General features: G+C 39.5%; 21 protein-coding genes, 1 pseudogene and 1 riboswitch. Of the genes and pseudogenes, 3 read left to right on the forward strand and 19 right to left on the reverse strand.

Annotated features, from left to right (window positions below; genetic code table 11):
- Positions 1-48: 48 nt before the first annotated feature.
- The 5 genes and pseudogenes from rpsA to ACNAN0_RS07160 form a co-directional block, all read right to left on the reverse strand.
- Entirely contained in the window at positions 49-1,296 is a 1,248-nt protein-coding gene (gene rpsA, locus ACNAN0_RS07140) for a 30S ribosomal protein S1 (RefSeq protein WP_230912446.1), read from the reverse strand.
- An 83-nt stretch (positions 1,297-1,379) separates the two neighbouring features.
- On the reverse strand, positions 1,380-2,048 hold the full coding sequence (cmk, locus tag ACNAN0_RS07145; RefSeq protein ID WP_230912548.1) for a (d)CMP kinase: 669 nt from the start codon (positions 2,046-2,048) through the stop codon (positions 1,380-1,382).
- Positions 2,049-2,091: 43 nt separating this feature from the next.
- Positions 2,092-2,229: pseudogene (locus tag ACNAN0_RS07150) on the reverse strand (LysM peptidoglycan-binding domain-containing protein); the annotation flags it as partial.
- 823 nt (positions 2,230-3,052) lie between these two features.
- Positions 3,053-4,519 carry a RecQ family ATP-dependent DNA helicase gene (locus ACNAN0_RS07155; RefSeq protein WP_416352971.1) on the reverse strand — a complete coding sequence of 489 codons (1,467 nt, stop codon included), beginning with the start codon at positions 4,517-4,519 and terminating at the stop codon, positions 3,053-3,055.
- A 1-nt stretch (position 4,520) separates the two neighbouring features.
- On the reverse strand, positions 4,521-5,492 hold the full coding sequence (locus ACNAN0_RS07160; protein WP_416352972.1) for a helix-turn-helix domain-containing protein: 972 nt from the start codon (positions 5,490-5,492) through the stop codon (positions 4,521-4,523).
- Positions 5,493-5,526: 34 nt separating this feature from the next.
- Between ACNAN0_RS07160 and ACNAN0_RS07165 the strand changes: the two genes are divergently transcribed.
- Entirely contained in the window at positions 5,527-5,757 is a 231-nt protein-coding gene (locus ACNAN0_RS07165; RefSeq protein ID WP_230912450.1) for a ferredoxin, read from the forward strand.
- Between the two features lie 69 nt (positions 5,758-5,826).
- Here the strand turns inward: ACNAN0_RS07165 and ACNAN0_RS07170 are convergent, their stop codons facing one another.
- The 12 genes from ACNAN0_RS07170 to dnaE form a co-directional block, all read right to left on the reverse strand.
- Positions 5,827-6,402 (reverse strand): ECF transporter S component, encoded by a 576-nt coding sequence (locus ACNAN0_RS07170; RefSeq protein ID WP_416352973.1) that lies wholly within the window; start codon positions 6,400-6,402, stop codon positions 5,827-5,829.
- 125 nt (positions 6,403-6,527) lie between these two features.
- Positions 6,528-6,648: riboswitch (FMN riboswitch) on the reverse strand.
- A gap of 88 nt (positions 6,649-6,736) precedes the next feature.
- Positions 6,737-7,471 (reverse strand): pseudouridine synthase, encoded by a 735-nt coding sequence (locus ACNAN0_RS07175; RefSeq protein ID WP_230912452.1) that lies wholly within the window; start codon positions 7,469-7,471, stop codon positions 6,737-6,739.
- Positions 7,464-8,105 carry an SMC-Scp complex subunit ScpB gene (scpB, locus tag ACNAN0_RS07180; RefSeq protein WP_230912453.1) on the reverse strand — a complete coding sequence of 214 codons (642 nt, stop codon included), beginning with the start codon at positions 8,103-8,105 and terminating at the stop codon, positions 7,464-7,466. The genes ACNAN0_RS07175 and scpB overlap by 8 nt, the downstream gene beginning before the upstream one ends.
- Positions 8,102-8,857: a segregation and condensation protein A gene (locus ACNAN0_RS07185; RefSeq protein ID WP_416352974.1), complete on the reverse strand. Its 756-nt coding sequence runs from the start codon at positions 8,855-8,857 to the stop codon at positions 8,102-8,104. The genes scpB and ACNAN0_RS07185 overlap by 4 nt, the downstream gene beginning before the upstream one ends.
- A 2-nt stretch (positions 8,858-8,859) precedes the next feature.
- The gene (locus tag ACNAN0_RS07190) at positions 8,860-9,234 is read right to left on the reverse strand and encodes an N-acetyltransferase (protein WP_416352975.1); all 375 of its coding nucleotides are present in this window, start codon (positions 9,232-9,234) and stop codon (positions 8,860-8,862) included.
- A 73-nt stretch (positions 9,235-9,307) separates the two neighbouring features.
- Positions 9,308-10,198 (reverse strand): site-specific tyrosine recombinase XerD, encoded by an 891-nt coding sequence (gene xerD / locus ACNAN0_RS07195; RefSeq protein ID WP_230912456.1) that lies wholly within the window; start codon positions 10,196-10,198, stop codon positions 9,308-9,310.
- Between the two features lie 15 nt (positions 10,199-10,213).
- A complete protein-coding gene (locus tag ACNAN0_RS07200; RefSeq protein ID WP_416352976.1) occupies positions 10,214-10,681 on the reverse strand; it encodes a Fur family transcriptional regulator in 468 nt (155 codons plus the stop codon).
- An 80-nt stretch (positions 10,682-10,761) separates the two neighbouring features.
- Complete coding sequence (locus tag ACNAN0_RS07205) at positions 10,762-11,628, reverse strand: S1 RNA-binding domain-containing protein (protein WP_416352977.1); 867 nt, start codon at positions 11,626-11,628, stop codon at positions 10,762-10,764.
- Between the two features lie 10 nt (positions 11,629-11,638).
- Positions 11,639-12,100, reverse strand: coding sequence for a DUF441 domain-containing protein (locus ACNAN0_RS07210; RefSeq protein WP_416352978.1), 462 nt, complete (start codon positions 12,098-12,100; stop codon positions 11,639-11,641).
- Positions 12,101-12,219: 119 nt separating this feature from the next.
- Positions 12,220-13,989, reverse strand: a complete 1,770-nt coding sequence (pyk, locus tag ACNAN0_RS07215) for a pyruvate kinase (protein ID WP_230912460.1) — start codon at positions 13,987-13,989, stop codon at positions 12,220-12,222.
- A gap of 77 nt (positions 13,990-14,066) precedes the next feature.
- Positions 14,067-15,026 carry a 6-phosphofructokinase gene (gene pfkA, locus ACNAN0_RS07220; RefSeq protein WP_230912461.1) on the reverse strand — a complete coding sequence of 320 codons (960 nt, stop codon included), beginning with the start codon at positions 15,024-15,026 and terminating at the stop codon, positions 14,067-14,069.
- A 140-nt stretch (positions 15,027-15,166) separates the two neighbouring features.
- Complete coding sequence (gene dnaE / locus ACNAN0_RS07225; protein ID WP_416352979.1) at positions 15,167-18,577, reverse strand: DNA polymerase III subunit alpha; 3,411 nt, start codon at positions 18,575-18,577, stop codon at positions 15,167-15,169.
- Positions 18,578-18,695: 118 nt separating this feature from the next.
- On the opposite strand from dnaE, the gene ACNAN0_RS07230 reads away from it, so the two are divergent.
- Both ACNAN0_RS07230 and ACNAN0_RS07235 read left to right on the forward strand, forming a co-directional pair.
- Positions 18,696-18,881, forward strand: coding sequence for a DUF2929 family protein (locus ACNAN0_RS07230; protein WP_416352980.1), 186 nt, complete (start codon positions 18,696-18,698; stop codon positions 18,879-18,881).
- 252 nt (positions 18,882-19,133) lie between these two features.
- The gene (locus ACNAN0_RS07235) at positions 19,134-20,147 is read left to right on the forward strand and encodes a GntR family transcriptional regulator (protein ID WP_416352981.1); all 1,014 of its coding nucleotides are present in this window, start codon (positions 19,134-19,136) and stop codon (positions 20,145-20,147) included.
- A gap of 13 nt (positions 20,148-20,160) precedes the next feature.
- Here the strand turns inward: ACNAN0_RS07235 and ACNAN0_RS07240 are convergent, their stop codons facing one another.
- The gene (locus ACNAN0_RS07240; RefSeq protein WP_416352982.1) at positions 20,161-20,886 is read right to left on the reverse strand and encodes a hypothetical protein; all 726 of its coding nucleotides are present in this window, start codon (positions 20,884-20,886) and stop codon (positions 20,161-20,163) included.
- Between the two features lie 115 nt (positions 20,887-21,001).
- Entirely contained in the window at positions 21,002-21,181 is a 180-nt protein-coding gene (gene rpmF / locus ACNAN0_RS07245) for a 50S ribosomal protein L32 (RefSeq protein WP_230912466.1), read from the reverse strand.
- Positions 21,182-21,222 lie beyond the last annotated feature (41 nt).

Raw genomic sequence — 21,222 nt, forward strand, 5'->3', positions numbered from 1 at the left:
AAATTAATTTGTCCCAGCCTCTCATCGTTAAATTAATAAATTTAAAAATTAATCTTGATTATCTGTACTATGCTTTAAAGCATCACCAACCATGTCACCGATGCTAAAACCACTATCGTCGTCAACATCATTGGCAGATGACGATGTTTTTGGCGCAGCTTTAGGTGCCGAAGCATGATCTTCGTGAGCTTCATGACTTTCAGCTTCAGGCTCTTCAAGTGCTTTAATTGACAAAGCTAAACGATGTTGTTCAGGATCAACACTCAATACTTTAACTTTAACTTCTTGGCCTTCTTTAAGCACATCATTAGGTGTTGCAATATGCTTATGGGAAATTTGAGAAATATGAACCAAGCCTTCAACACCTGGGAACACTTCAACAAAGGCACCAAAAGTAGTTAAGCGACGAACAGTACCATCTAAAATAGCGCCAACTGGTGCTTTATCTTCAATATTTGTCCAAGGTTCAGGCAACGTAGCTTTAATTGAAAGAGAAATTCTTTCTTTTTCAATATCAACGTTTAATACCTTAACCTTAACTTCTTGACCAACTTTTAATACGTCAGATGGTTGGTCAACATGATCATAAGAAATCTCAGAAACATGGACTAACCCATCAACACCGCCTAAATCAACGAAAGCACCAAAGTTTGTTAACCGCGCAACTTTACCTTCGATGATATCACCAGGAACCAGCTTGGCCATTGTTTCAGCCTTTTTAGCTTCTTTTTCTTTCTGGACGATGGCACGATGAGAAAGAATCAAACGATTTTCGCTTGGTTCGATTTCCATGATTTGTAATTCTAATTCTTTACCCTTGTATTCGTTTAAATCTTCCACATAATGATCTTCGACCATTGAAGCAGGAATGAAGCCACGAACACCGGCATCAACAACTAAGCCACCCTTAACAACGTTCGTAACTGTGGCCTTAATCGTATTACCATCTTTATATTCTTGTTCGATCTCGTCCCAGACTTTACGAGCTTCAAGGCGTCGTTTGGATAAAAGATAACTGCCATTTTCTTTGTCTTTACCCATGGAAGAGATAACAACCAAGTCTAACTTATCACCGACTTTAGCCTGGTCGTTGATATTAGCACTTGGATCGCCGGTCAATTCTTTAAGTGGTACTACGCCTTCAACGCCTGTACCTTCAATACCAACGATCAATTGGTTATCATCAATAGCCAAAACTTCACCTACAACAACGTCACCAATTTTGACGTCGTGAACGCTATTTAAGGCATCCTCCATTAATTCCTTGCTATTGTTCGTATTTGTATCTTCGCTCATAAACAAAATCCTCCTTGCGACTAACTACGTAACTATTCTACTTGAATTCCGATTGTTTTACCAGCAAAAAGATTAAAAAAGCATTAAACTTTTGTTTTTTGCCGAATTATCTCCAGAATTTTGCGGGTTGATTGTTCGATATTCAAATTAGATGTATCGACAACTACTGCGTCGTCAGCTTGCCGCAAGGGTGAAACTTGGCGATGACTATCTTTGTAGTCACGCGCTTCAATGTCTTTCGTAATCGTTGTCAAACTTTCAGGCATACCTTTCTGTTGGTTCTCCAAAAAACGCCGTTTCGCGCGTGTAGCGACACTGGCAGTCATAAAAATTTTAACATCGGCATCTGGTAAAACAGTTGTGCCAATATCGCGGCCATCCATCACAATGTCCTGTTTTGCCGCCAATGCTCGTTGCTGCTCAACTAAAGCAGTGCGTACTTTTGACAAAGCAGCCACTTGTGAAACGGCTGCTGTAACCTTAACGGAACGTATCGGTTTTGTAATATCTTCCCGATTCAGAAAAACCTGCTGGCCTTCTTGTTTCATTGGACCAAAGCTAATTTTTGCTTTTGCAAGTGCTGCTACAATAGCCGCTTCATCATTTAGAGCAATCTGCTCCTTAAAACACAGGTACGTGACAGCGCGATACATCGCACCTGTATCTAAATAAGTAAACCCCAATTTTTGAGCAACCCGTTTAGAAATCGTACTTTTACCCGCTGAAGCAGGTCCATCGATCGCAATTTTCAAAAATCTCATCCATTCATAAACTATATTATTGGCTCACTACCTGTCATTTTACACGTAGTTGTTGTCCTGGTGCAATATTGGAACTCGAAGATAAGCCATTCATTTGCAGTAGCTGACTTAAGGTCAACCCGTTGTTAACAGCAATACGATAAAGGTTCTCGCCAGCTTTAACGGTATGGTATTGCCCACTATCCGCCGTTGAAGTTTGTTGACTAGTGCTACTCTTTTGAGCAGCCGCTTGTTGGGCCTGTTGTGCGGCTTGCTGGCTAGATGCACTCGCTGCTGCCTGACGACTAGCCGCTGCAGATGACTGCTGAGCTGCTGCTTGCTGGGATTGTGCGGCAGCTGTCTGAGCCGCCTTTTGACTTGCTGCTGCTTGAGAAGCAATTTTTGCACTTTCACTTTCAGCTGCTTGCTTAGATTGTTGTACCGCTGCTTGTTTTTCCTGAGCACTTTTTATACTCTCAGATTTTGCCTTTGCTCGAGATTTCGATTTAGCAGCAGAAGCTGATTTAGATTTTGACTTGGAACTGACAACGATTTGATTACTATTATCTGAAGAATTAACCGGTTTGTTCATACTTACAATATAATAGCCAATCGGAATTGCCATAACAACAAGTAGTAACACGGTTAGTCCCACCACAAAAAAGGTATTATTCTGTTCTTTTTTCTTATTGGCAACTCGCGATAAGCCATCATCGTCAAACTGTTTTTCCCAAGGCTCTGCCTCAGATGTATCGGCATCAGTACTACTGACTGTCGTCGTTGCAGTTGCATCTGCAGCCTTATCTTTAGCTGCTGCCTCTTTTTGAGCCGTGAATGACTCAGATGCTTGATCTGTACTTGTGTCAGACGTTGGGGCTGCATTTGTTGATTGACCGGTCGTTTCTTGGCTGGTTAAGTCCCTTTTTTCTTGACTTTTTTTATCATCACTCATCATTGGCCCTCCTAAAAGCTTCTTCATGATATTTTAGCATATCAAAAATTAAGTAATGGTAAAGTTATTCAAAAAGTTGCTTTAAAGTTTGCTGCCAGTGAACCACTTTCGGCGTCTCAATTGCTTTTTGCAAGCTTCGAGGTTGTTGAGTAGAATCCCTTTGATACAAGTTTAACTTCTTTAAAGTCGTCAAAACAGCCTCATCTTGCCCTAAACAGCAGCAAGTATCATCATGGCTGTGCACTGCTTTTTGGCCAAAGTAATCACTCAGTAATTGACGTTTACATGTCGCTGCAGATAAATAACGTTGAAATTCTGTCAAAGCAGCTTGTTTTTCCTGATATTTTGCGGCTAGCATTTGTTGAACTTGTGTCATTTCTAGCCCGCTTGAATAAAAATCGCGCAATAACTCGAGCGCTTGATCATCCGTATGAGCAAATAGCCGGGGCTCATTATAAAACATCTGGATCATACTTGTTGATGGTAACCCTGAAGCTAATAGATTAGCTTGCAGACCAGCATCGGCTGGTGTAATAAAGGTAATGGCAATGCTTTGCTTGCCATCGCGACCTGCGCGACCAAACTCTTGTAAATAACTTTCAAAGCTGCTAGGTGCATGATAATGGATCACAAAACGAATATTTTTTTTATTGATGCCCATTCCAAATGCATTTGTCGCACAGATAATTGGAATTTGATCGGCCATAAATCGCTGCTGGATCAATTGCCGATCCCGATTAGACAATGCCCCGTGGTAAAACGCAGCCGGAATATGTAATGTCTGCTGTAATTGTAATGCCACTTCTTCTGCTGCTTGCCGACTGGAAAAATAGATGATTCCTGGCCAGGTGATATGCTTTATAATTGTTTGTAGCATTTGCTGACGTTGTGTATCATCAGTTACTTTGACTGTATCTAAAAAGATGTTGGGTCGATCAACGTTTGTAATAATACGCATGGCTTTTTTTATCAACCCCAGTTTATCTAGGATATCTACCTGCACTTTAGGGGTTGCTGTCGCCGTTAGCATTAACGTACTATGAGGCTTTAGAATTTGTCGGTAATGGCGCAACTGTAAATAACTTGGGCGAAAGTCAACGCCCCATTGGGAAATACAATGTGCCTCATCAATCACGAATAAGCCAATATTAATTTGTTTCAAAGCCAATAATACATCTGATCGCCCCAATGTCTCAGGCGACACAAATAAGAAATCAAAGTCTTTGATATGTTGTAAAATATAAGTTTGTTCAGCTTTACGGACGGTTGAGTTAAGAGCAACCACCTTTGATCGACCTTGTTGCCGCAATTGAATCACTTGATCTTGCATTAAGGAAATCAACGGTGACACAATAACGGTTAGTCGATGCATGATTAAACCAGGTAACTGATAACAAAGTGACTTACCTGAACCAGTAGGTAAAACGCCCAACACCGCGTCACCTTTTAAAACATGATCGATAATTGCTTTTTGCCCTGGATGAAACGTTTTAAAACCAAAATAATGCGTTAATTCTTGTTCTAAATCCATTTTATTGTTCCATTTCCTGAATACTTTGCATACGTTCGGTAAAATAAGCATTGACCGGTAGATCATCTTGGCGAATCAAGCGTTTAAAATCAAACTGATCATTCAATAAAGCGACTTCTAATAGGTGTTCTCTAATCGTACTAGGCTTCAGATGCCTACGTGCAGCAATACGGGACAAAGGATAGCCTTGCTCAAAAAGTAACCACGTTTTTTGTGCACTGATGCTGATGGGATTTTGTGTATAAATAGTCGGTTTTAGTAACGTATAAATCATTGGTAGCACCTGTTGTTTTTGCTTTAGCAGCCATAATAAATTAGTCAAATTATCTAAACGCATAAAATGCTGCGAAAGTGGCGTCAATCCAAACATATCCGTCAGTGCTAAATCAGACCAGCCCACCCGATAGCCTTGAAACGTCGCTGCCATATAATCAGCATTCGGTTGGGCGGTTGGTAACTGTGCCAGCCAAAAAGCTAGCTCTTCCATAAACTGCTGCGCAAAATCTGGCTTCTTTTTATAAGATTGAAACCAGTGCTGTACACGACGCTGAACCAGCCAAGCATTGCTAACCGGAATATAATGTGTCTGTCCGTGGACAAAGTTCGAAGTTACTTGAACCGCTAGTCCAAGCAACTGATCGATCACATCTAAGTCAGGCACAAATAACCCATCATATTTTTTTAATCGATAAACATAGGCCTGATTGTCTTGCCAATACTGTTTTCCTTTAACAGTTAAGCTATAATTTTCTGGCGCTGTTTCAGTAATTAGGGCTTCTTGAATCAGTACATCTGCGGTACGATTAAAAGTGGTTTGGGCTAATGTCGGTGCCGCCCGGAAATAATTCAAATAATGATTGCGCCGACCTGCTAAAAGATTAGAAATCGTTCTTTTTCCAATTAACACATAAAAAATTGGTTTAATTCTTTGCGGCTGTTGATTAAAAAAACTTAATAAATCAATTTTATCCATAGATTTTATCTTGCTTTCAAAAGGAGCGTATTTAATGTTTACCAGAGTTGCACGTCCAGAATGTATTGCCTGTGGCATCTGTCAATTACAAGCACCAGACATTTTTGATTATGATAATGAAGGTATTGCTTATAGCAAACTTGACCAAAATAAAGGGCAGCGAGCAATTCCTAATGAGCTAATGTCACAATTTAAACAAGCTTATCAAAAATGCCCAACAGGTGCAATCAAACGTCGGGACGTCCCCTTCCATTTGACTAAGTAATATTTATGAAACCAATTAAAAAGAGTTTCTGCATTAAAACTACGCAGAAACTCTTTTTAATTGTGCTGATTAATGTTTAAAAGTAGCCGCCTGAGCCTTGACCCACGGCATCATTTTAACATAGATAACGCTGAAGACTGCGCTTAGTAAAACACCCTTAATCACATTGAAAGGTATGACAGCAATCAAAACGTATTTAATGATTGGCATCCCTAAATTCATGCCTAAAAGTTGCATATACAAAGGTGTAATAATCACTAAGTTCAAGAAGCCCATAATAACTGCCAACAAAATAGTTGCCACTGTCGAAGCTAGTAGTTGTCGGCCAAGATTTGAACCCTTACGTAGCAAGTAATACATTGGTATTAAAAATATGATGGAAGCTAAGACACTGGCAAAATCACCAATAAAATCTGGTAAAGTGGCACCAGTCGTGATGAAATGCAAGAATGAGCGCAATACAGCAATTGCAATACCGCCAAATGGGCCATAAATGAACGTCCCCATTAAAACGATCAAATCGCTGAGATCCGTTTTTAAAAAACTAAAAGCAGGAATGATCGGAAAAGCGAAAAACATCAATACATAGGCAATCGCTGCCATCATAGCAATACCAACTAACTTCTTGACTTTGAGACTTTGCAATACAAGGACCCCCGTTAAAATAAAATAGTTGTATTTGAATTAACGGTTGCGTCTTCAGCCTAAAAAACTCACACCCAAAAACACATACAGGGCATGAGCTATTATGATTAGACATCCAAAATAAGCTCTATCTTCTTCCATCTAGACTATACTATCGGTCTTGGATTCTCACCAAGTCAGCCATCAAAAGATGGGTCGCGGACTATCACCGCCGGTCGGGAATTACACCCTGCCCTGAAGACGAACAGTTATTCATTTACAAAAACAAACATATCAAACTTACTAAATAAAAGCAAGTATTTTGACACATTTATTTTTAAATCTGATTCAAAAATTAAACGCGCTTCCCCAAAGCTTGATTACGCAGTTGCGAAACTTCTAAATGCGATAATGGCCGAAATTGGCCCGAGATCAAACCTTCTAAGTTTAAAAAGCCAAAGGATTCTCGAGACAATTTTTGAACTTGACTACCAACTGCTTCAAACATTTTTTTAACTTGATGATTCATACCTTCATGAATCGTTAGTCGCACAATTGCTGTATTTTTTTTATGATCCGTAGAAATAAGGCTAAATTTTGCTTTGGATGTTTTACGACCATTGACTTCAACACCATTGCGTAATTTGATTTGAGCAGAAACATCAGGAATGTTATTGATTTTAGCGACATAGGTCTTATCAACCTCATAACGGGGATGCATCAAAAGATTGGCAAGTTCACCATCATTAGTCATGATCAATAGACCAGAAGTGTCATAATCTAGCCGGCCCACGGGATAAACTCGCTGATCAACTTGGTCAAAAAAGTCGGTCACAGTTTTTCGACCCTTATCATCACTCACCGCACTAATAACGCCTCTGGGTTTATAAAATAGATAATAAACTTTACGCTCTTTCTCCAAAGGTACCCCATCAACAGTTACCTGATCATGCTCTGAAACCTTGGTCCCTAATGTTTTAACAACTTGATCATTAACTTTTACTCGACCGGATGTGATCAAGGTTTCTGCCTTACGTCTAGATGTTAATCCAGCGTTTGCGATCACTTTTTGTAGTCTTTCCTCAGTCATTTAATCCATCCTTTTCTTGTACATCACTTTGTGCCTGTGCCGTCGTCTTAGCGCTATTTTGATTCATTGCTGCATCAAATTCATTATAAAATAAATTCATATCTTCATTACCACTATCTGAGGGCGTATGCTGGTCGATCGGCGGTAAATTATCTAAAGACTGTAACCCAAAATAATCTAAGAAGTAATCACTAGTCCCATATAAAATAGGCCGTCCGGGAACATCTTTCCGTCCCTGTTCTTGAAGCATCTGTCGCGCAACCAAAGTTTGTAACGCTCCCGAGCTGTTCACGCCACGCAATTCATCAATTTCAAGACGCGTGATCGGTTGTTCATAGGCAACGATAGCTAATACCTCTAAAGCCGCCTGACTCAAGTGTTGGCCAATATTCCCGGACATAAATTGTGTCAAATATTGCGCATAAACGCGCTTGGTAGCTAATTTATAGGTTTCACCAAAATGTAAAACCTCTAACCCGGAGGTTTGGTCTTGCTGTAAAGCATTCGTTAACTTTTCCAGCCACTGTCTGACAGCCGCCGCATCTAAAGCTAGCGTGCTTGCCAAGATCTGAATGGTGGTTCCGTCATCGCCAGCAGCATAAAGTAATGCCTGTATGATTGCTTGATAATTCATGTACCAGTCCCCACCTGCTTCACTAAAATATCATCATTGATCGTGGTTTGTTCACAAACGATCCGTCCATTTTTCATCAACTCCAAAACAGCTAAAAATGTTGTGACAACATTTTCGATCACATCTACTTTATCTGAGGAACGCGCTTCGAGCAGTTGGGAAAACTGAACATAACCATGATGCTGTTCCAAGTGCGTCAACACCTTTTTTATCTGCGTTTGGATTGAAATGTTTTCTCGTTGAACTGCCCGTTTCTGTGGTTTTGAAGCGAAATGACGTCTTAGGACTACATTCATAGCTTGTGTCAATTGAGTTAAGTCAACGGCACCCCTTTGTAGCGGAATGATAAATGTACCTGTTGGCTGCGAAGGTTCCTTGACCACTGATTTCCGTCTTGTTTCAGCTTTTACCCTTAATTCACCAGCAAGTTGTTTATAAGCTTGATAACTCAATAATTGGCTGACCAATTCATCACGTGGATCCAACTCAAATTCATCATCAGCTTCAGATGCAGGTTCTGGTTTGGGCAGCAACATTTTACTTTTGATTGCCATTAGGTTTGAAGCCATAACTAAATAGTCACCAACCGTATCCAGTTGCATGACACGCATATCATGCAAATAAGTCAGATATTGGTTGGTGATTTCAGCAATCGGAATATCATAAATATCAATTTTAGCCACTTTAATCAGATAGAGTAATAAGTCTAATGGCCCTTCAAACTCAGGTAAAACTAAATTTAATCCAGCCACAGTCAAACCCCTGTATTCTGATGACGGTTTCGTGCTTCCCACTTAGCCACAAGTTTAGTTGTCTCAAACGAGCCCATCATCTTATGATCTGGATACAAGGCATGAACTTCATCTAAAATAGCTAAAGAATTCCCTTCCCCACGTTCAGAAGGTGAAAGTGAGATTTGCCGGATCACGATATATTTATCTTCAACTTCTAAGCCAACAATACCAGAGAAATCGTCTGATTCATTTTTCCAAAGATACAATTCATGACTATCATCATCTTGATATAACGTAATTTCATTGTTCAAGGTGTTCAAATCTTTTAAGTCTGGAATAAATGAAAGAAATCCCATCGCGATTTTCTCATAGCTCCGCTTATATTTAACTAACATGATGACCTCCACTTTCAGACATCTTATACAAAGATACACTTTAGCACATAACCCACATTCTCTCAACTTAGCTTTATGCCCGCGGATGCGTTTTATTATAGATTTGGCGGACTTTTTGTGTCGAAAGATGCGTATAAATTTGTGTCGTCGTAATATCTGCGTGTCCTAATAAAGTTTGCACCACGCGTAAATCAGCACCATTTTCTAACAAATGTGTCGCAAAAGAATGGCGCAGCGTATGCGGCGTAACGTCTTTTTGGATACCTGCTGTTCGTACATAAGCTTTAATCATTTTCCACACAGCTTGCCGCGTCAATGGACGCCCACGGTTGTTTAAGAAAACATTAGCGCTACGCGGATTGGCTTTGATCATTAGGCTAGGCCGTACATTCTCTAAATAACGCGTAATCCAGTCGCTGGCTACATCACCAATAGGCAACATTCGCTCTTTATTTCCCTTACCTATTGTTTGAATCAAACCAATTGTTAAGTGGAGTTGGTTCAACTGTAGATTAATCAATTCACTGACACGCAGACCGGTAGCATAAAGTACTTCTAACATGGCTCGATCTCTTAATCCTAGGGGCTTTCCTGTGTCAGGCATCGTTAATAATGTGTTTACTTCAGTAATAGTTAATGTCACCGGAAAATGCTGCTGCTTTTTTGGTGACGTGATCGTATCCATTGGATCAGTCCTAATCACGTGCTCAACCAGTAAATACTGATAAAATGTTCTTAGACTTGATACCATGCGTGCTAGAGAGCTCGCCATTTTACCACTAGTTGTTTCAACCTTAAGAAATTCACTAATTACCAACGTGTCCTCTGGAAAATCCGTCAATTGCTGCGCTTCAAGAAACTCTCGAAACTGTTTTAGATCTTCCGCATAACTTTGCCGTGTCTGTGGTGATAAGCCGCGTTGGACATCTAAATAATGTAAATAATCACCAATTAAGTCTTTCATCCCATAACCCTTCACTTAGGTTAAAATTTTTGTTTGTCGCTGTTTTAAGCAATTGGCACACAAGCCCTCAATTTCAAGGTCTGCCTGTGCCGTCTGAATTTTAAAGCCAACTTGTTGTTGAATTTGTTGTGTGATCGACTGCCAAGTCTCATTGTCTAAGTCAATCACACGACCACAATTTTTACAAACAAGCAAAAGCTGATGCGCATGTGCCAACTGATAACGAATAATACCAGCCTCATTAGAAGCACTCTTTGTCACGATCTGGCAGCCTACTAAAATTTCTAAAGTACGGTAAACCGTTGCTAAACCAATATCTTGTGAAATTGCTTTAGCAAGCATAAAAATTTTTTCCGCCGTCAAAAAAGTAGTCTGGTTTGCACACAAAACAGCGACCGTTGCTTGCCGTTGTGGGGTCATTTTATAACCCGCTTGTTTTAATTGTTTTTTGATATCCTTTTCTAAAGCTATGGCTTGACTCATAATGAGGACCCCAATAAAATAATTTTTTCACTAATTACAGCATACGCAACAATTAAGCAATGGACAATAAGTAAAAGCCCCTATTTCAACTTTGTTTTTCCAGCACCAGTTTCAATTAAACCTGCCTTTAATAAATGACCAATTGCCCGTTTGAAAGCGCCTTTAGAGATACCAAAATAATCGTTGATAGCTTCAGGATCACTTTTATCATCAAAATCGATACTATGATCGGAGCTGCGTTTGAGAACAGCTAATACCATCGCCGCATCGTCACCAATTTCTTCGTAAGCCCTAGGTTTTAAGGATAAATTTAATTCATTATTTTGCGTCAAGCCGATCACACGTGCGTGTACTTGTTGACCAAGACGTGGTGCAACATCGACCTCTGTCCGATGAATAAAGCCTAAGTAGTAATCATCAGTGATCACAAAACTCCCCACGTGTTTTGTTTGATAAACAGTTGCCGTCACATTTTCATTGCGCATTTTAGCACTCGGACGATTTGCCACACTCTTAAGAATCGTTGTATCCGCCAGTTTCCCCCACATCCGGCCTTTTTTATCAACACTTAGTGTGACCATCAACCGATCGTCGCGCTCTGGCCATAGTTGTTTTTCTTCAGGTAAATCGTCCAATGATACCACTAAATCTTTATCTGTTAGTCCCATGGATACAAAAACGCCTAGATCACGACGCACTTCTGTGACAGCCCCAAAATCATAATGATCAAACCTAATTTTTGGTAGATTGGGGGTCAAGCGTAGTTGATGTTTCGCATTTTCATAAATAAAGCCTGTCAGTGTCTCTCCTGCCGATACAGGTGTTGTCAATTCTGATTTAAGAACCGTTAAGGTCGTGCCGGCCAATTGCACGAAAACAGCTTTATCATTTTGGTCTGTAACCGGTGCGCTTTGAATTGTTCCAATTAAATCTGCATTAATATCCATAGTGTCTCCTTTATTTACCTGGTAGTAAATTAAATACTGTTAAAATCGTATACGTAATACCGGAAGCGATAACGGGTCCAGCAGCAATGCCCTTTAAGAATACCACACCCATAATTGTACCAAAAACTAGAGCAACTGTAATTTCCGGGCTTTGAGACAGCAACCCCACACCTTTTGCTGATAATACTGCAACCAGAATACCACAGCCGACCGCAATAAATCCCACCGGACTTTTAAAAGCACTCAATAAATCTTTAAAACCGATCTGCCCAGTAGCGATGGGAATCAAGATGGCAATTGAAATGATTGTCACACCCCAATTGATCCCCTTAGCATTGATAATCGGAAAAACGCGATTGGAAAATGGTAATAACTTTAAAATTAAAACAACGCCAGTGGCAATAATCAATGATTGATTCTTGCCAAAGATAGCCACTAATAAAATTGCCGCTAAAAATAGCCAACTTTCCATGAATTTCAATCCTTTCAGAAAATAATTGAAGAAAAAAGACTGGGTCTCAATAGCGGGGACTCAGCCTTTTTCTGATCAATTATTCTAGAATATAATACAATACTGATTAAATCTAAATCTTAAAGTGAGTTAGAAGCACCACGATAAATAATACCGCGACGAGAATCAACTGTAATAACTTCACCGTCTTGAATCAATGAAGTTGCATTTTCAGCACCCACAACAACTGGGATACCCATTGCAATACCAACAACAGCTGCATGTGATGTTAAACCACCAGTTTCAACAACTAGTGCAGAAGATTTCTCAATAGCTGGTAAATAATCTTTATCTGTTGTCTTAGTAACTAAGATACCACCATCAACAGCTTTATCAACAGCATCTTTGGCACTATCAGCAACAATTGCTTTGCCGACAACAGTTTCATCACCAACACCTTGACCGCGTGTCAATTTAGAACCGATCAATTGAACTTTCATCAAGTTAGTTGTACCACTTTCACCAACAGGCACACCAGCGACGATCAAAATCAGGTCGCCTTCTTTAGCAAGACCTTCATCTTGAGCAATTTGAGTTGCCATAGTGAACATGTCATCAGTTGTTGCAGGTTTTTCAGTCAATAGCGGTTTAACACCCCAGTTGACCGTCAAGCCACGTTGTACTTTTTCATCAAAAGTTAAAGCTAAAATATCTGCATTTGGCCGATATTTTGAAATCATCCGTGCTGTATAGCCAGAAGCTGTAGCAGCGACGATTGTCTTAATATTCAAATCTTCAGCAACACGAACAACTGATTGACCTAAAGATTCAGTTGAGTTAGTTGTTGGAAAGGCATTGAATCGTTCAGAAGCCAATACACCACTGTTGCTGACTTCCTCTTCAGTATATTGATCGATCCGGCTCATGGCAGCTACAGCCTCAACTGGATAGTCACCATTTGCACTCTCGCCTGAAAGCATGGTTGCATCTGTACCATCTAATACAGAGTTGGCAACGTCAGTTACTTCGGCACGAGTTGGACGAGGATTTTCTTGCATAGAATCCAACATTTGTGTTGCTGTGATAACAGGTTTACCTAAGGCATTGCACTTTTTGATCAACCGTTTTTGAACGAATGGGACATTTTCAAATGGAATTTCAACACCCATGTCACCACGAGCAACCATCAAACCATCAGAAACCTTAAGAATATCATCGATGTTGTCGATACCTTCTTGAGATTCGATTTTAGGGAAGATTTGAACGTGTTCCATATGTTTTTCTTCTAAGATTTCACGAATATCTAAAACGTCTTGAGCTTTACGAACAAAACTTGCAGAAATATAGTTGATGTTGTTGTCCAAGCCAAAACGGATATCACTACTATCTTTTTCAGTGATCCCAGGTAAGCGAATCTCAACACCAGGTGCGTTAACACCTTTACGAGAACCAATGTAACCGTCATTTTGTACTTCAGTTACAAGTTCTTTGTTAGCTTCGTCTTTTTCAGTGATTTTAAGATCAACCAAGCCGTCATCGATTAACACGTGACCACCCACGTGAGTGTCATCGTATAAACCTGGATATGTAACAGCAATTTTTTCTGGTGTACCTTCTAATGAATCATCCATAGAAATACGAATCACATCACCAGTATGTGCATCAAAGCCCTTGTTCTTTTGAACCGTAGTTCTGATTTCAGCACCTTTAGTATCTAACATGATACCAACGGTTTTACCGGTCTTCTTTTCTGCTTCATGAACCATGTTCATCCGAGAAAGATGTTCTTCATGGTCACCATGAGAGAAGTTAAAGCGAAAAACATTTGCGCCTGCTTCGATTAATTTTGTGATTGTTTCAACATCATTGCTGGCAGGACCTAATGTGCTAACAATTTTGGTTTTTTTCATAGGTGGGAATCTCTCCTTAAATCAATTTTATAAAAACCTAATACTTAAGATACCAAGAATCTAATAAAATGCAAACCCTAATTTGATAGATCATGATTCAAATTGTAAAGTGATAGTTCTGCATGATGTTTGCCATCAAATAAATCTGTCATGTTGTGGTAAGACAACCGGTTGTTTTCAATACCAACAGCCAGCCCACCTTTACCTTCCAACAATAACTCAACAGCAAAAGCACCCATTTGACTCGCTAACACACGGTCGCGCGCTGTTGGTGAGCCACCACGTTGAACGTGGCCGAGCACAGTCGAACGTGCATGGAAATCACCATATTTAGCAAGTTCCTTTTCAAAATCAGGCGCATGCATCACACCTTCAGCCAACACGATCAGCGTATGTTTCTTACCACGATCGCGACCAGCTTGGATATGTTCAGCTACTTGAGCGATATCAAAGTCATGTTCAGGAATAATAATTTCCTCAGCACCACCGGCAATACCTGACCAAAGCGCAATATCACCAGCGCCACGGCCCATAACTTCAATGATAAACGTGCGTTCATGACTTGTCGCAGTATCACGAATGCGATCGACAGCTTCAAGAACAGTATTGACAGCTGTGTCAAATCCAATAGTGAAGTCTGTATAAGGAATATCGTTGTCAATCGTACCTGGTAAACCAATGGCATTATAACCATGCTCAGTTAATTTCAAAGCACCGTGATAAGAACCATCGCCACCAATGACAACTAATGCTTCAATACCGAACTTATTCAATTGTTCAATACCTTTAAGCTGACCTTCTTCTTGAGCAAATTCTGGATACCGTGCAGAGTACAAGAATGTTCCTCCACGTTGGATCTTATCAGAAACAGATGCTTCATCCATTTTGAAGATATCTCCAGCAACTAACCCAGCAAATCCATAATTGATCCCGTAAACTTCTAACCCTTCATACATCGCTTTGCGCGCTACTGCACGAATGGCCGCGTTCATACCAGGTGCGTCGCCACCACTGGTAAGTATACCTATGCGCTTCATGTTGTCACCTCAATTAAAAATTCATGAAAATACAAGTCGCAACTCGTTTTCACAGACATTGTTAATATACCACCTTTCATTCAAAAAGTCTGCATGTTTTTGAAATGTAAAGGCTTTAAGCTACTATTTATTTTGAAACTTTATTTGAAAACAACATTTTCTTTGCCGAGTAACTTTTCTAGCGTCTGCCTCAAGCCCTCAGTCCAAGTGATCCAGTGGGTTTCTTTTAATAATAATTTGCGCTGATCTTTGCGCAAAAATATGACGACCGGTGTTGTGCCATGGGATTTTTGTAATGTCTGATAAACTTCTTGTCGTAATTCTGACGTATCTAAGACTGTTGGAATCTGCAAATATAATTTTTGCTGTTGCTTTAAGCTACGTTCTACTTGCTGTTTTTGGTCAGATGGTTCCGTAGTTGCTGCGGTCGGTGTTGATACTTTAGCAACTTGCTCAGCTAATGTCATATGATTGGCAATCAATTGTGGGGCGTGATCCTTGTCCCACTCAAATTTACCATCAATCATAACGTTCTGGTCCTTTTGTAACCAAGTCTGCACTTGTTTATAAATATTAGGAAATACAGTTACACTAAAAGTCTGTGTCAGGTCTTCTCCAGACAAAAAAGCCATTTGGGCACCCTTTTTTGTGCGAATCACCTTAACTTTACGGACATAGTACAGCACGCGTCCGGTTTTATCCGGAGCCAAATTCAGAATCGGTTCGTGAGTTAAGGATTTAAACCGTTCTAAAGGATGACCTGAGATGTAAGTACCTAATAAGTCGGCTTCCAGTTGGGCTTTTTCAGCTTTGGCATAATCATCAACATAGGCCATTTCTGGAGTCAATATTTCAAAAAGCGACATAGAATCTCCTGCTAATGTGATACTATCAATTAATTTTGGCAGATTCATCTGCAATTGCTTGCGATTTGACCGAAGCGTATCAAAAGCGCCCACTTCGATGAGTGGTTTAATCGTATCAACTTTCAAGAACTTGCTGGGTAACCGTTTAAGAAAATCTTCTAGGCTTTGAAATAACCCTTCATTTGCGCGAGTTGTTAGAATAGCCTGGATCAAGTCCCGACGCACACCTTTGATTGAAATAAAGCCAAAACGAATCTGCCCTTCTTTTTCTGTAAAATCAAAATTGCTTTGGTTGATATCGGGCCCCAATATTTTGATTTGCCGTTGCTTTGCTTCCCTAAAGTATGTTTTTGTTTTGACATCGTTACCAATACTTGTGTTTAAAAGGGCGGTAAAAAAGCTTGCAGGAAAATGCACTTTAACGTATGCCAACCAAAAAGCCAGTTTACTATAAGCCACTGCGTGGGATCGATTAAAGCCATAGTTTGCGAAACGTTCAATATATTCATAAACCATGCGTGCAGACGTTACTGAAAACCCCTTAGCTACAGCACCATCAATAAACTTCGTACGATTTTCATCAATGACTACCTTTTTCTTTTTACTCATAGCCCGCCTGAGCAAATCGGCTTCGCCAAGTGTAAAACCACCCATAACACTAGCAACTTGCATGACCTGTTCTTGATAAACCAATACACCATAAGTTGGCTTCAAAATTGGTTCTAAAGCTTCGTCTGCATAAACGACTGGCTCTTGACCATTTTTACGCGCAATAAATATATCTATGTTTTCCATTGGTCCTGGCCGATATAACGCATTAGTAGCGACGATATCTTCAAAAGAATCTGGCTGTAACTGTCGTAAAACTCGTTTGATACCATCGGATTCAAATTGAAAAACACCGTTTGTGTCGCCACGTTGAAATAGTGCCAGAGTTTTAACGTCATCTAATGGAATCTTATGCGGCGAAAAGTCTGGATCGCTTTCCCGATGTACAGCATCTGTAACTTGAGCTAAAATATTTAAATTTTTCAAGCCTAGAAAATCCATCTTTAATAATCCAACTGCTTCCACATCGCCCATAGGGTACTGCGTCAGCGGAATTTCATCGCCGCCAATTTGCAAGGCAACCCGCTGTGTCAGTGGTTCATCACTTAAAACAACGCCAGCCGCGTGCGTCGAATAATGGCGTGGCAGACCTTCTAGCTGCTGGGCCGTTTTAAAAATACGTTCGTTGATATGATTTTGATGAACAATCTGTTGCAAACTAGGAGATTGTTCGTAGGCTTGTGTTAGGGTAATTTTTAAGACACCAGGTATGGCCTTAGACCACTGATTTGCTTCGGCTTGTGAAATGCCAAAGACTCGGCCCACATCACGAAGGGCCATTTTAGCTGCTAAAGTCCCAAATGTAATAATCTGGGATACATGGTCAGCGCCATAACGCTGATAAACATAATCCAGAAGCTCATCCCGGCGATTATCAGGAATATCCAAGTCAATATCTGGCATATTCGCCCGATTAGGATTCAAAAATCTTTCAAATAAAAGATTATATTGAATGGGGTCCACATCAGTGATACCCAATAAATAAGCAACCAATGAACCAGCGGCTGAGCCCCGGCCAGCACCTGTCATAATATTAGCTTGATGTGCATAGTTGATCACATCCCAAACAATCAAAAAGTAATCAGCAAACCCCATTTTATTGATTACCTGCAATTCATAATCAATGCGTTTCTGATAGGTTGGATTCATCGTCTTGGATGCAAACCGGCTTTGCCACCCTTGCTGAACTAACTGATACAAATAGCTCTTGGCGGATTCTTGGTTAGGTGTTGGAAACTTAGGCAACTGTGTGCGTTGTCCCAAATCAAGCTCTACCTGACACTCATTGGCAATGCGTAAGTTGTTGCGTATTGCCTCTTGATCGTTCTGCTGCTCAAAAGGCTGCTGTGCGGCAGCTGGCGTCAGCAAATAAAAGGGCCCTTCACTATCTTGTAATTCCGTTTTTAAATTTAATTTTGAACCAGCATCAATATACTGCAAAACTTTTGTATCAAAAGCTTGATCAGCAGTTAAATAATCCACTTTGCCCAATGCACATGTTTGTATCTGATTTTGGTGCGCAATAATTTGAGTCTTAGAAAGTTCCCTACTAAAATTGCCTTGCAAGGTTAAACCAATAAGTAAATCACTAGGATCTAATAATGATTTCAAATGGTTTAAATAAGCAACTGCTTGCTGATTATTGCCATCCGCAATCAGATACTCCAACTCACTTCGCGGTGGCAAAACGACAAATAGATCTGAAAGTACATCCTGTAATTCAGTAATAGATACTGATTGATCTGGATGCATCATGATTCGCGTTGAAATCTCTAGAAGGTGTTGATACCCCTGATTATTCTTAGCGTAAAATAAATAAGGATAACGTTGATCATCGTACTGTGCAGATACACCGCCTAGATAAGCTGTCAAACCTAAGATTGGACGGATATGCTGTTGCTGGCAAGCTTTATAAAAATCAATTAAGCCATAGACCACATTAACATCAGTAATAGCTAAAGCTTGGTAACCCATCTCATAAGCACGCTGTACCAATTCCGGAATTTTTATCGGACTTTGCAGCAGGCTAAAAGAAGATTTTACCTGCAATTGAGTAAAATTCGGTGTAAAAGCCATTCTTTTCATACACCCCTTTTTTCGGATTCTTATTATATAATATTAAAGATAACAGGTTCACGAGCAAAATAAAATTATGCTATACTAAACGGGCAACCTGATGAAAGAGGGTCAAAAAATGCGTTACATTATGATGATGTTTTGGGGCGCTATTTTCGGATTTATTGTCGGATTCATCGGCTCATCTTTAACCCATACAACTTTCGTACCCATTCAAGCCGTTGGTACCGCAGTCGTTTTTGCGATTGCTTTGGGATTTGTGCCTGCTTTATTAAATTGGTCTGAGAAATTAAGTACGAAGTAACTGCCCAACATTTCAGAAAATGACTGATGCGAATTAATATTTTGCATCAGTCATTTTTATTTTATAAATAATTTGGTCTTAATCAGTCTCTGCTGTAAGAAAAAGCTTTTAGCTCACAGCCACCTTGAGAATGTTAAATATATCTTTTCAATAATTGTTTGATAGCCTTCAGGATTAAGGAATGTATAAACCGTCTAATTGCTATATCATATAAGAAATATGATATACTATATCAAAAAGGGGTGCTGTGCTATGGCGGAACCATTATATCAAGTGATCATCAATGACCTATCTCAGTTAATCAACACGCAACAATTAAAGTCCGGCGACCGTTTACCCACCGAGTCAGATTTAAGCAGGCAATATCAAGTAAGCCGTATAACTGCAAAACGTGCGCTTGATGATTTAGAACGTGCTGGTATGATTTATCGCAAGCGTGGTGCTGGCAGTTTTGTCGCTAAATCAGTGACAAACAGTAATTCAAAAAATACCACCCAACATATCTATCTCATTTGTGAAAAGTATCAAGATCAAGAGCTATTATTCGAATTAGCCTTGCGCCAAGCTTTGCAAAGGCTCGAAAACCAGCAATATTATCAGGTGCTCAGTTTTGATCTCAAGCAAGCTAATCAACTAGATTTAGGCTCATTACAGCCGGCGACAGATCAGGTTCTTATTCTAGGTCATTTATCATCCGAGAACTTAATATATCAAATTCAATTAAAGGATATATCATTATATCGCATCATACCATTTGCTAATGCTATCTCTCAAACTATCACGCCAACAATGCAACTCAACACCCAAGTTTTCAATCAACTACTATTAAGTTGGTTATCAAGTACAAATGTTTTCTATCAACAGCCTCCTGTCAGCGCTGGTTTAACGGATTTATCATTTATTCCCAATATTATCAATCAACTAAAAACAACTCAGCCAAAATTATTGCAGCATTTCCACTTTACAACCACTCAATCCCCTGTCATTAACTTTGATACCAAATTAGATTCAGCAGCCAAAATTATCTTTACAAATTTCTATGATCTGATCAATTTTCAAGCTACCCATTCAAAGGTAGATATAGCGCTGGAACCTGTACTATATACGACATTTTTGACAGCTCAACAAATGGACTATTTAAAAACAAATCAAATCACTAGCTATTACTTCCCTTTATCCCCAATTATTAAAGCCATTTTGGAAATTTCAACCAAAAAAAATGATGTCAATGATATGCCCATCATCGACATCATGAAATTGTCGTAAATCTTTTATCTACCTATTTAGTGACAAAAACATAAATATTTTTATCACTAAAGGCAACATCGAATTTGACCCCTTTAGATTTAATGGTGTCAATTGTCGTTTTGCCATTTTTTACAGACTTCGTTTTATCCCCAAACTGTTTGAGTACTGTTTTGCCATCAGCGCCAGTTACTGTAGCTAACGTAGCTAACTGTGTCGCAAAAGCCGTCAAATCTTTTTTCTGTTTCATGTTCGACGTCTTAGTAATTAACGTTAAACCCATTAATTGATTATTGCTCACAACACCACGTACCATTAACTTATCATCCTTTGCAATTAAACCGTTGTATTGATGCTTTTGAGATAAATTATCGACTAATTGTAAAGGCGTCTGTTGTGTTGCTTGACTAGCCATCGTATAACCTGCCAGAAATTGAGCAAACGGCATAATCACAGTTGCCTTATTTACGGTTACTTGTTTTTGCAGTGATCCAGATTTTATAGCAACTTCAGCAGTTTGATTCGCACGAGGTATTGTAATGGCAAAAGCACCATCACGTACAGGCACTTCTTGCCATTTACCATGAGCTACCTGATACTTCACCTGGTTTGTACCAGCATGACCCTTAATAACTGTGGCCATCAAATCTGGCTGATAGTTTTTCTTATTCGTACTTAATTTCTGAGTTTGACATCCCGATAAGATAACCATCAAAATAATACCCATCAAACTCAGAACCCATTTTCGTGTCTTTTGCATTTTCCACGCTTCCCATATTCAAAAATAACGAACTTATAAATATACAAATAAATAAGTAAAGGTGACTGAAATCAGAATTGATTTCAACCACCTTTTTGTAAAAAATATAGACAAACTAATCGTTGTTGTCTTTAATAACTTGTTGGCCTTTGTAATAGCCCTTTGGTGAAACGTGATGACTTACACGGTATTCACCGCTAGTTGCATCAAAATGAACATTAGGCACATTCAATTTAATGTGACCACGGCGCATACGTTTCTTGGTTTTTGAGGTTCTTCTTGCTGGAACTGCCATGTCTATTCAAACTCCTTTAATTAACTTTGCAAAATTAATAA

This window comes from Agrilactobacillus fermenti (assembly GCF_047943045.1).
GTDB lineage: Bacteria > Bacillota > Bacilli > Lactobacillales > Lactobacillaceae > Agrilactobacillus > Agrilactobacillus fermenti.

Coding starts and splice junctions, on each gene's coding strand:
- rpsA (WP_230912446.1), bottom strand. CDS start 1,296: ATGAGCGAAGATACAAATACGAACAATAGCAAGGAATTAATGGAGGAT.
- ACNAN0_RS07155 (WP_416352971.1), bottom strand. CDS start 4,519: ATGGATTTAGAACAAGAATTAACGCATTATTTTGGTTTTAAAACGTTT.
- ACNAN0_RS07160 (WP_416352972.1), bottom strand. CDS start 5,492: ATGGATAAAATTGATTTATTAAGTTTTTTTAATCAACAGCCGCAAAGA.
- ACNAN0_RS07165 (WP_230912450.1), top strand. CDS start 5,527: ATGTTTACCAGAGTTGCACGTCCAGAATGTATTGCCTGTGGCATCTGT.
- ACNAN0_RS07175 (WP_230912452.1), bottom strand. CDS start 7,471: ATGACTGAGGAAAGACTACAAAAAGTGATCGCAAACGCTGGATTAACA.
- scpB (WP_230912453.1), bottom strand. CDS start 8,105: ATGAATTATCAAGCAATCATACAGGCATTACTTTATGCTGCTGGCGAT.
- ACNAN0_RS07190 (WP_416352975.1), bottom strand. CDS start 9,234: ATGTTAGTTAAATATAAGCGGAGCTATGAGAAAATCGCGATGGGATTT.
- xerD (WP_230912456.1), bottom strand. CDS start 10,198: ATGAAAGACTTAATTGGTGATTATTTACATTATTTAGATGTCCAACGC.
- ACNAN0_RS07200 (WP_416352976.1), bottom strand. CDS start 10,681: ATGAGTCAAGCCATAGCTTTAGAAAAGGATATCAAAAAACAATTAAAA.
- ACNAN0_RS07205 (WP_416352977.1), bottom strand. CDS start 11,628: ATGGATATTAATGCAGATTTAATTGGAACAATTCAAAGCGCACCGGTT.
- ACNAN0_RS07210 (WP_416352978.1), bottom strand. CDS start 12,100: ATGGAAAGTTGGCTATTTTTAGCGGCAATTTTATTAGTGGCTATCTTT.
- pyk (WP_230912460.1), bottom strand. CDS start 13,989: ATGAAAAAAACCAAAATTGTTAGCACATTAGGTCCTGCCAGCAATGAT.
- pfkA (WP_230912461.1), bottom strand. CDS start 15,026: ATGAAGCGCATAGGTATACTTACCAGTGGTGGCGACGCACCTGGTATG.
- dnaE (WP_416352979.1), bottom strand. CDS start 18,577: ATGGCTTTTACACCGAATTTTACTCAATTGCAGGTAAAATCTTCTTTT.
- ACNAN0_RS07230 (WP_416352980.1), top strand. CDS start 18,696: ATGCGTTACATTATGATGATGTTTTGGGGCGCTATTTTCGGATTTATT.
- ACNAN0_RS07235 (WP_416352981.1), top strand. CDS start 19,134: ATGGCGGAACCATTATATCAAGTGATCATCAATGACCTATCTCAGTTA.
- ACNAN0_RS07240 (WP_416352982.1), bottom strand. CDS start 20,886: ATGCAAAAGACACGAAAATGGGTTCTGAGTTTGATGGGTATTATTTTG.
- rpmF (WP_230912466.1), bottom strand. CDS start 21,181: ATGGCAGTTCCAGCAAGAAGAACCTCAAAAACCAAGAAACGTATGCGC.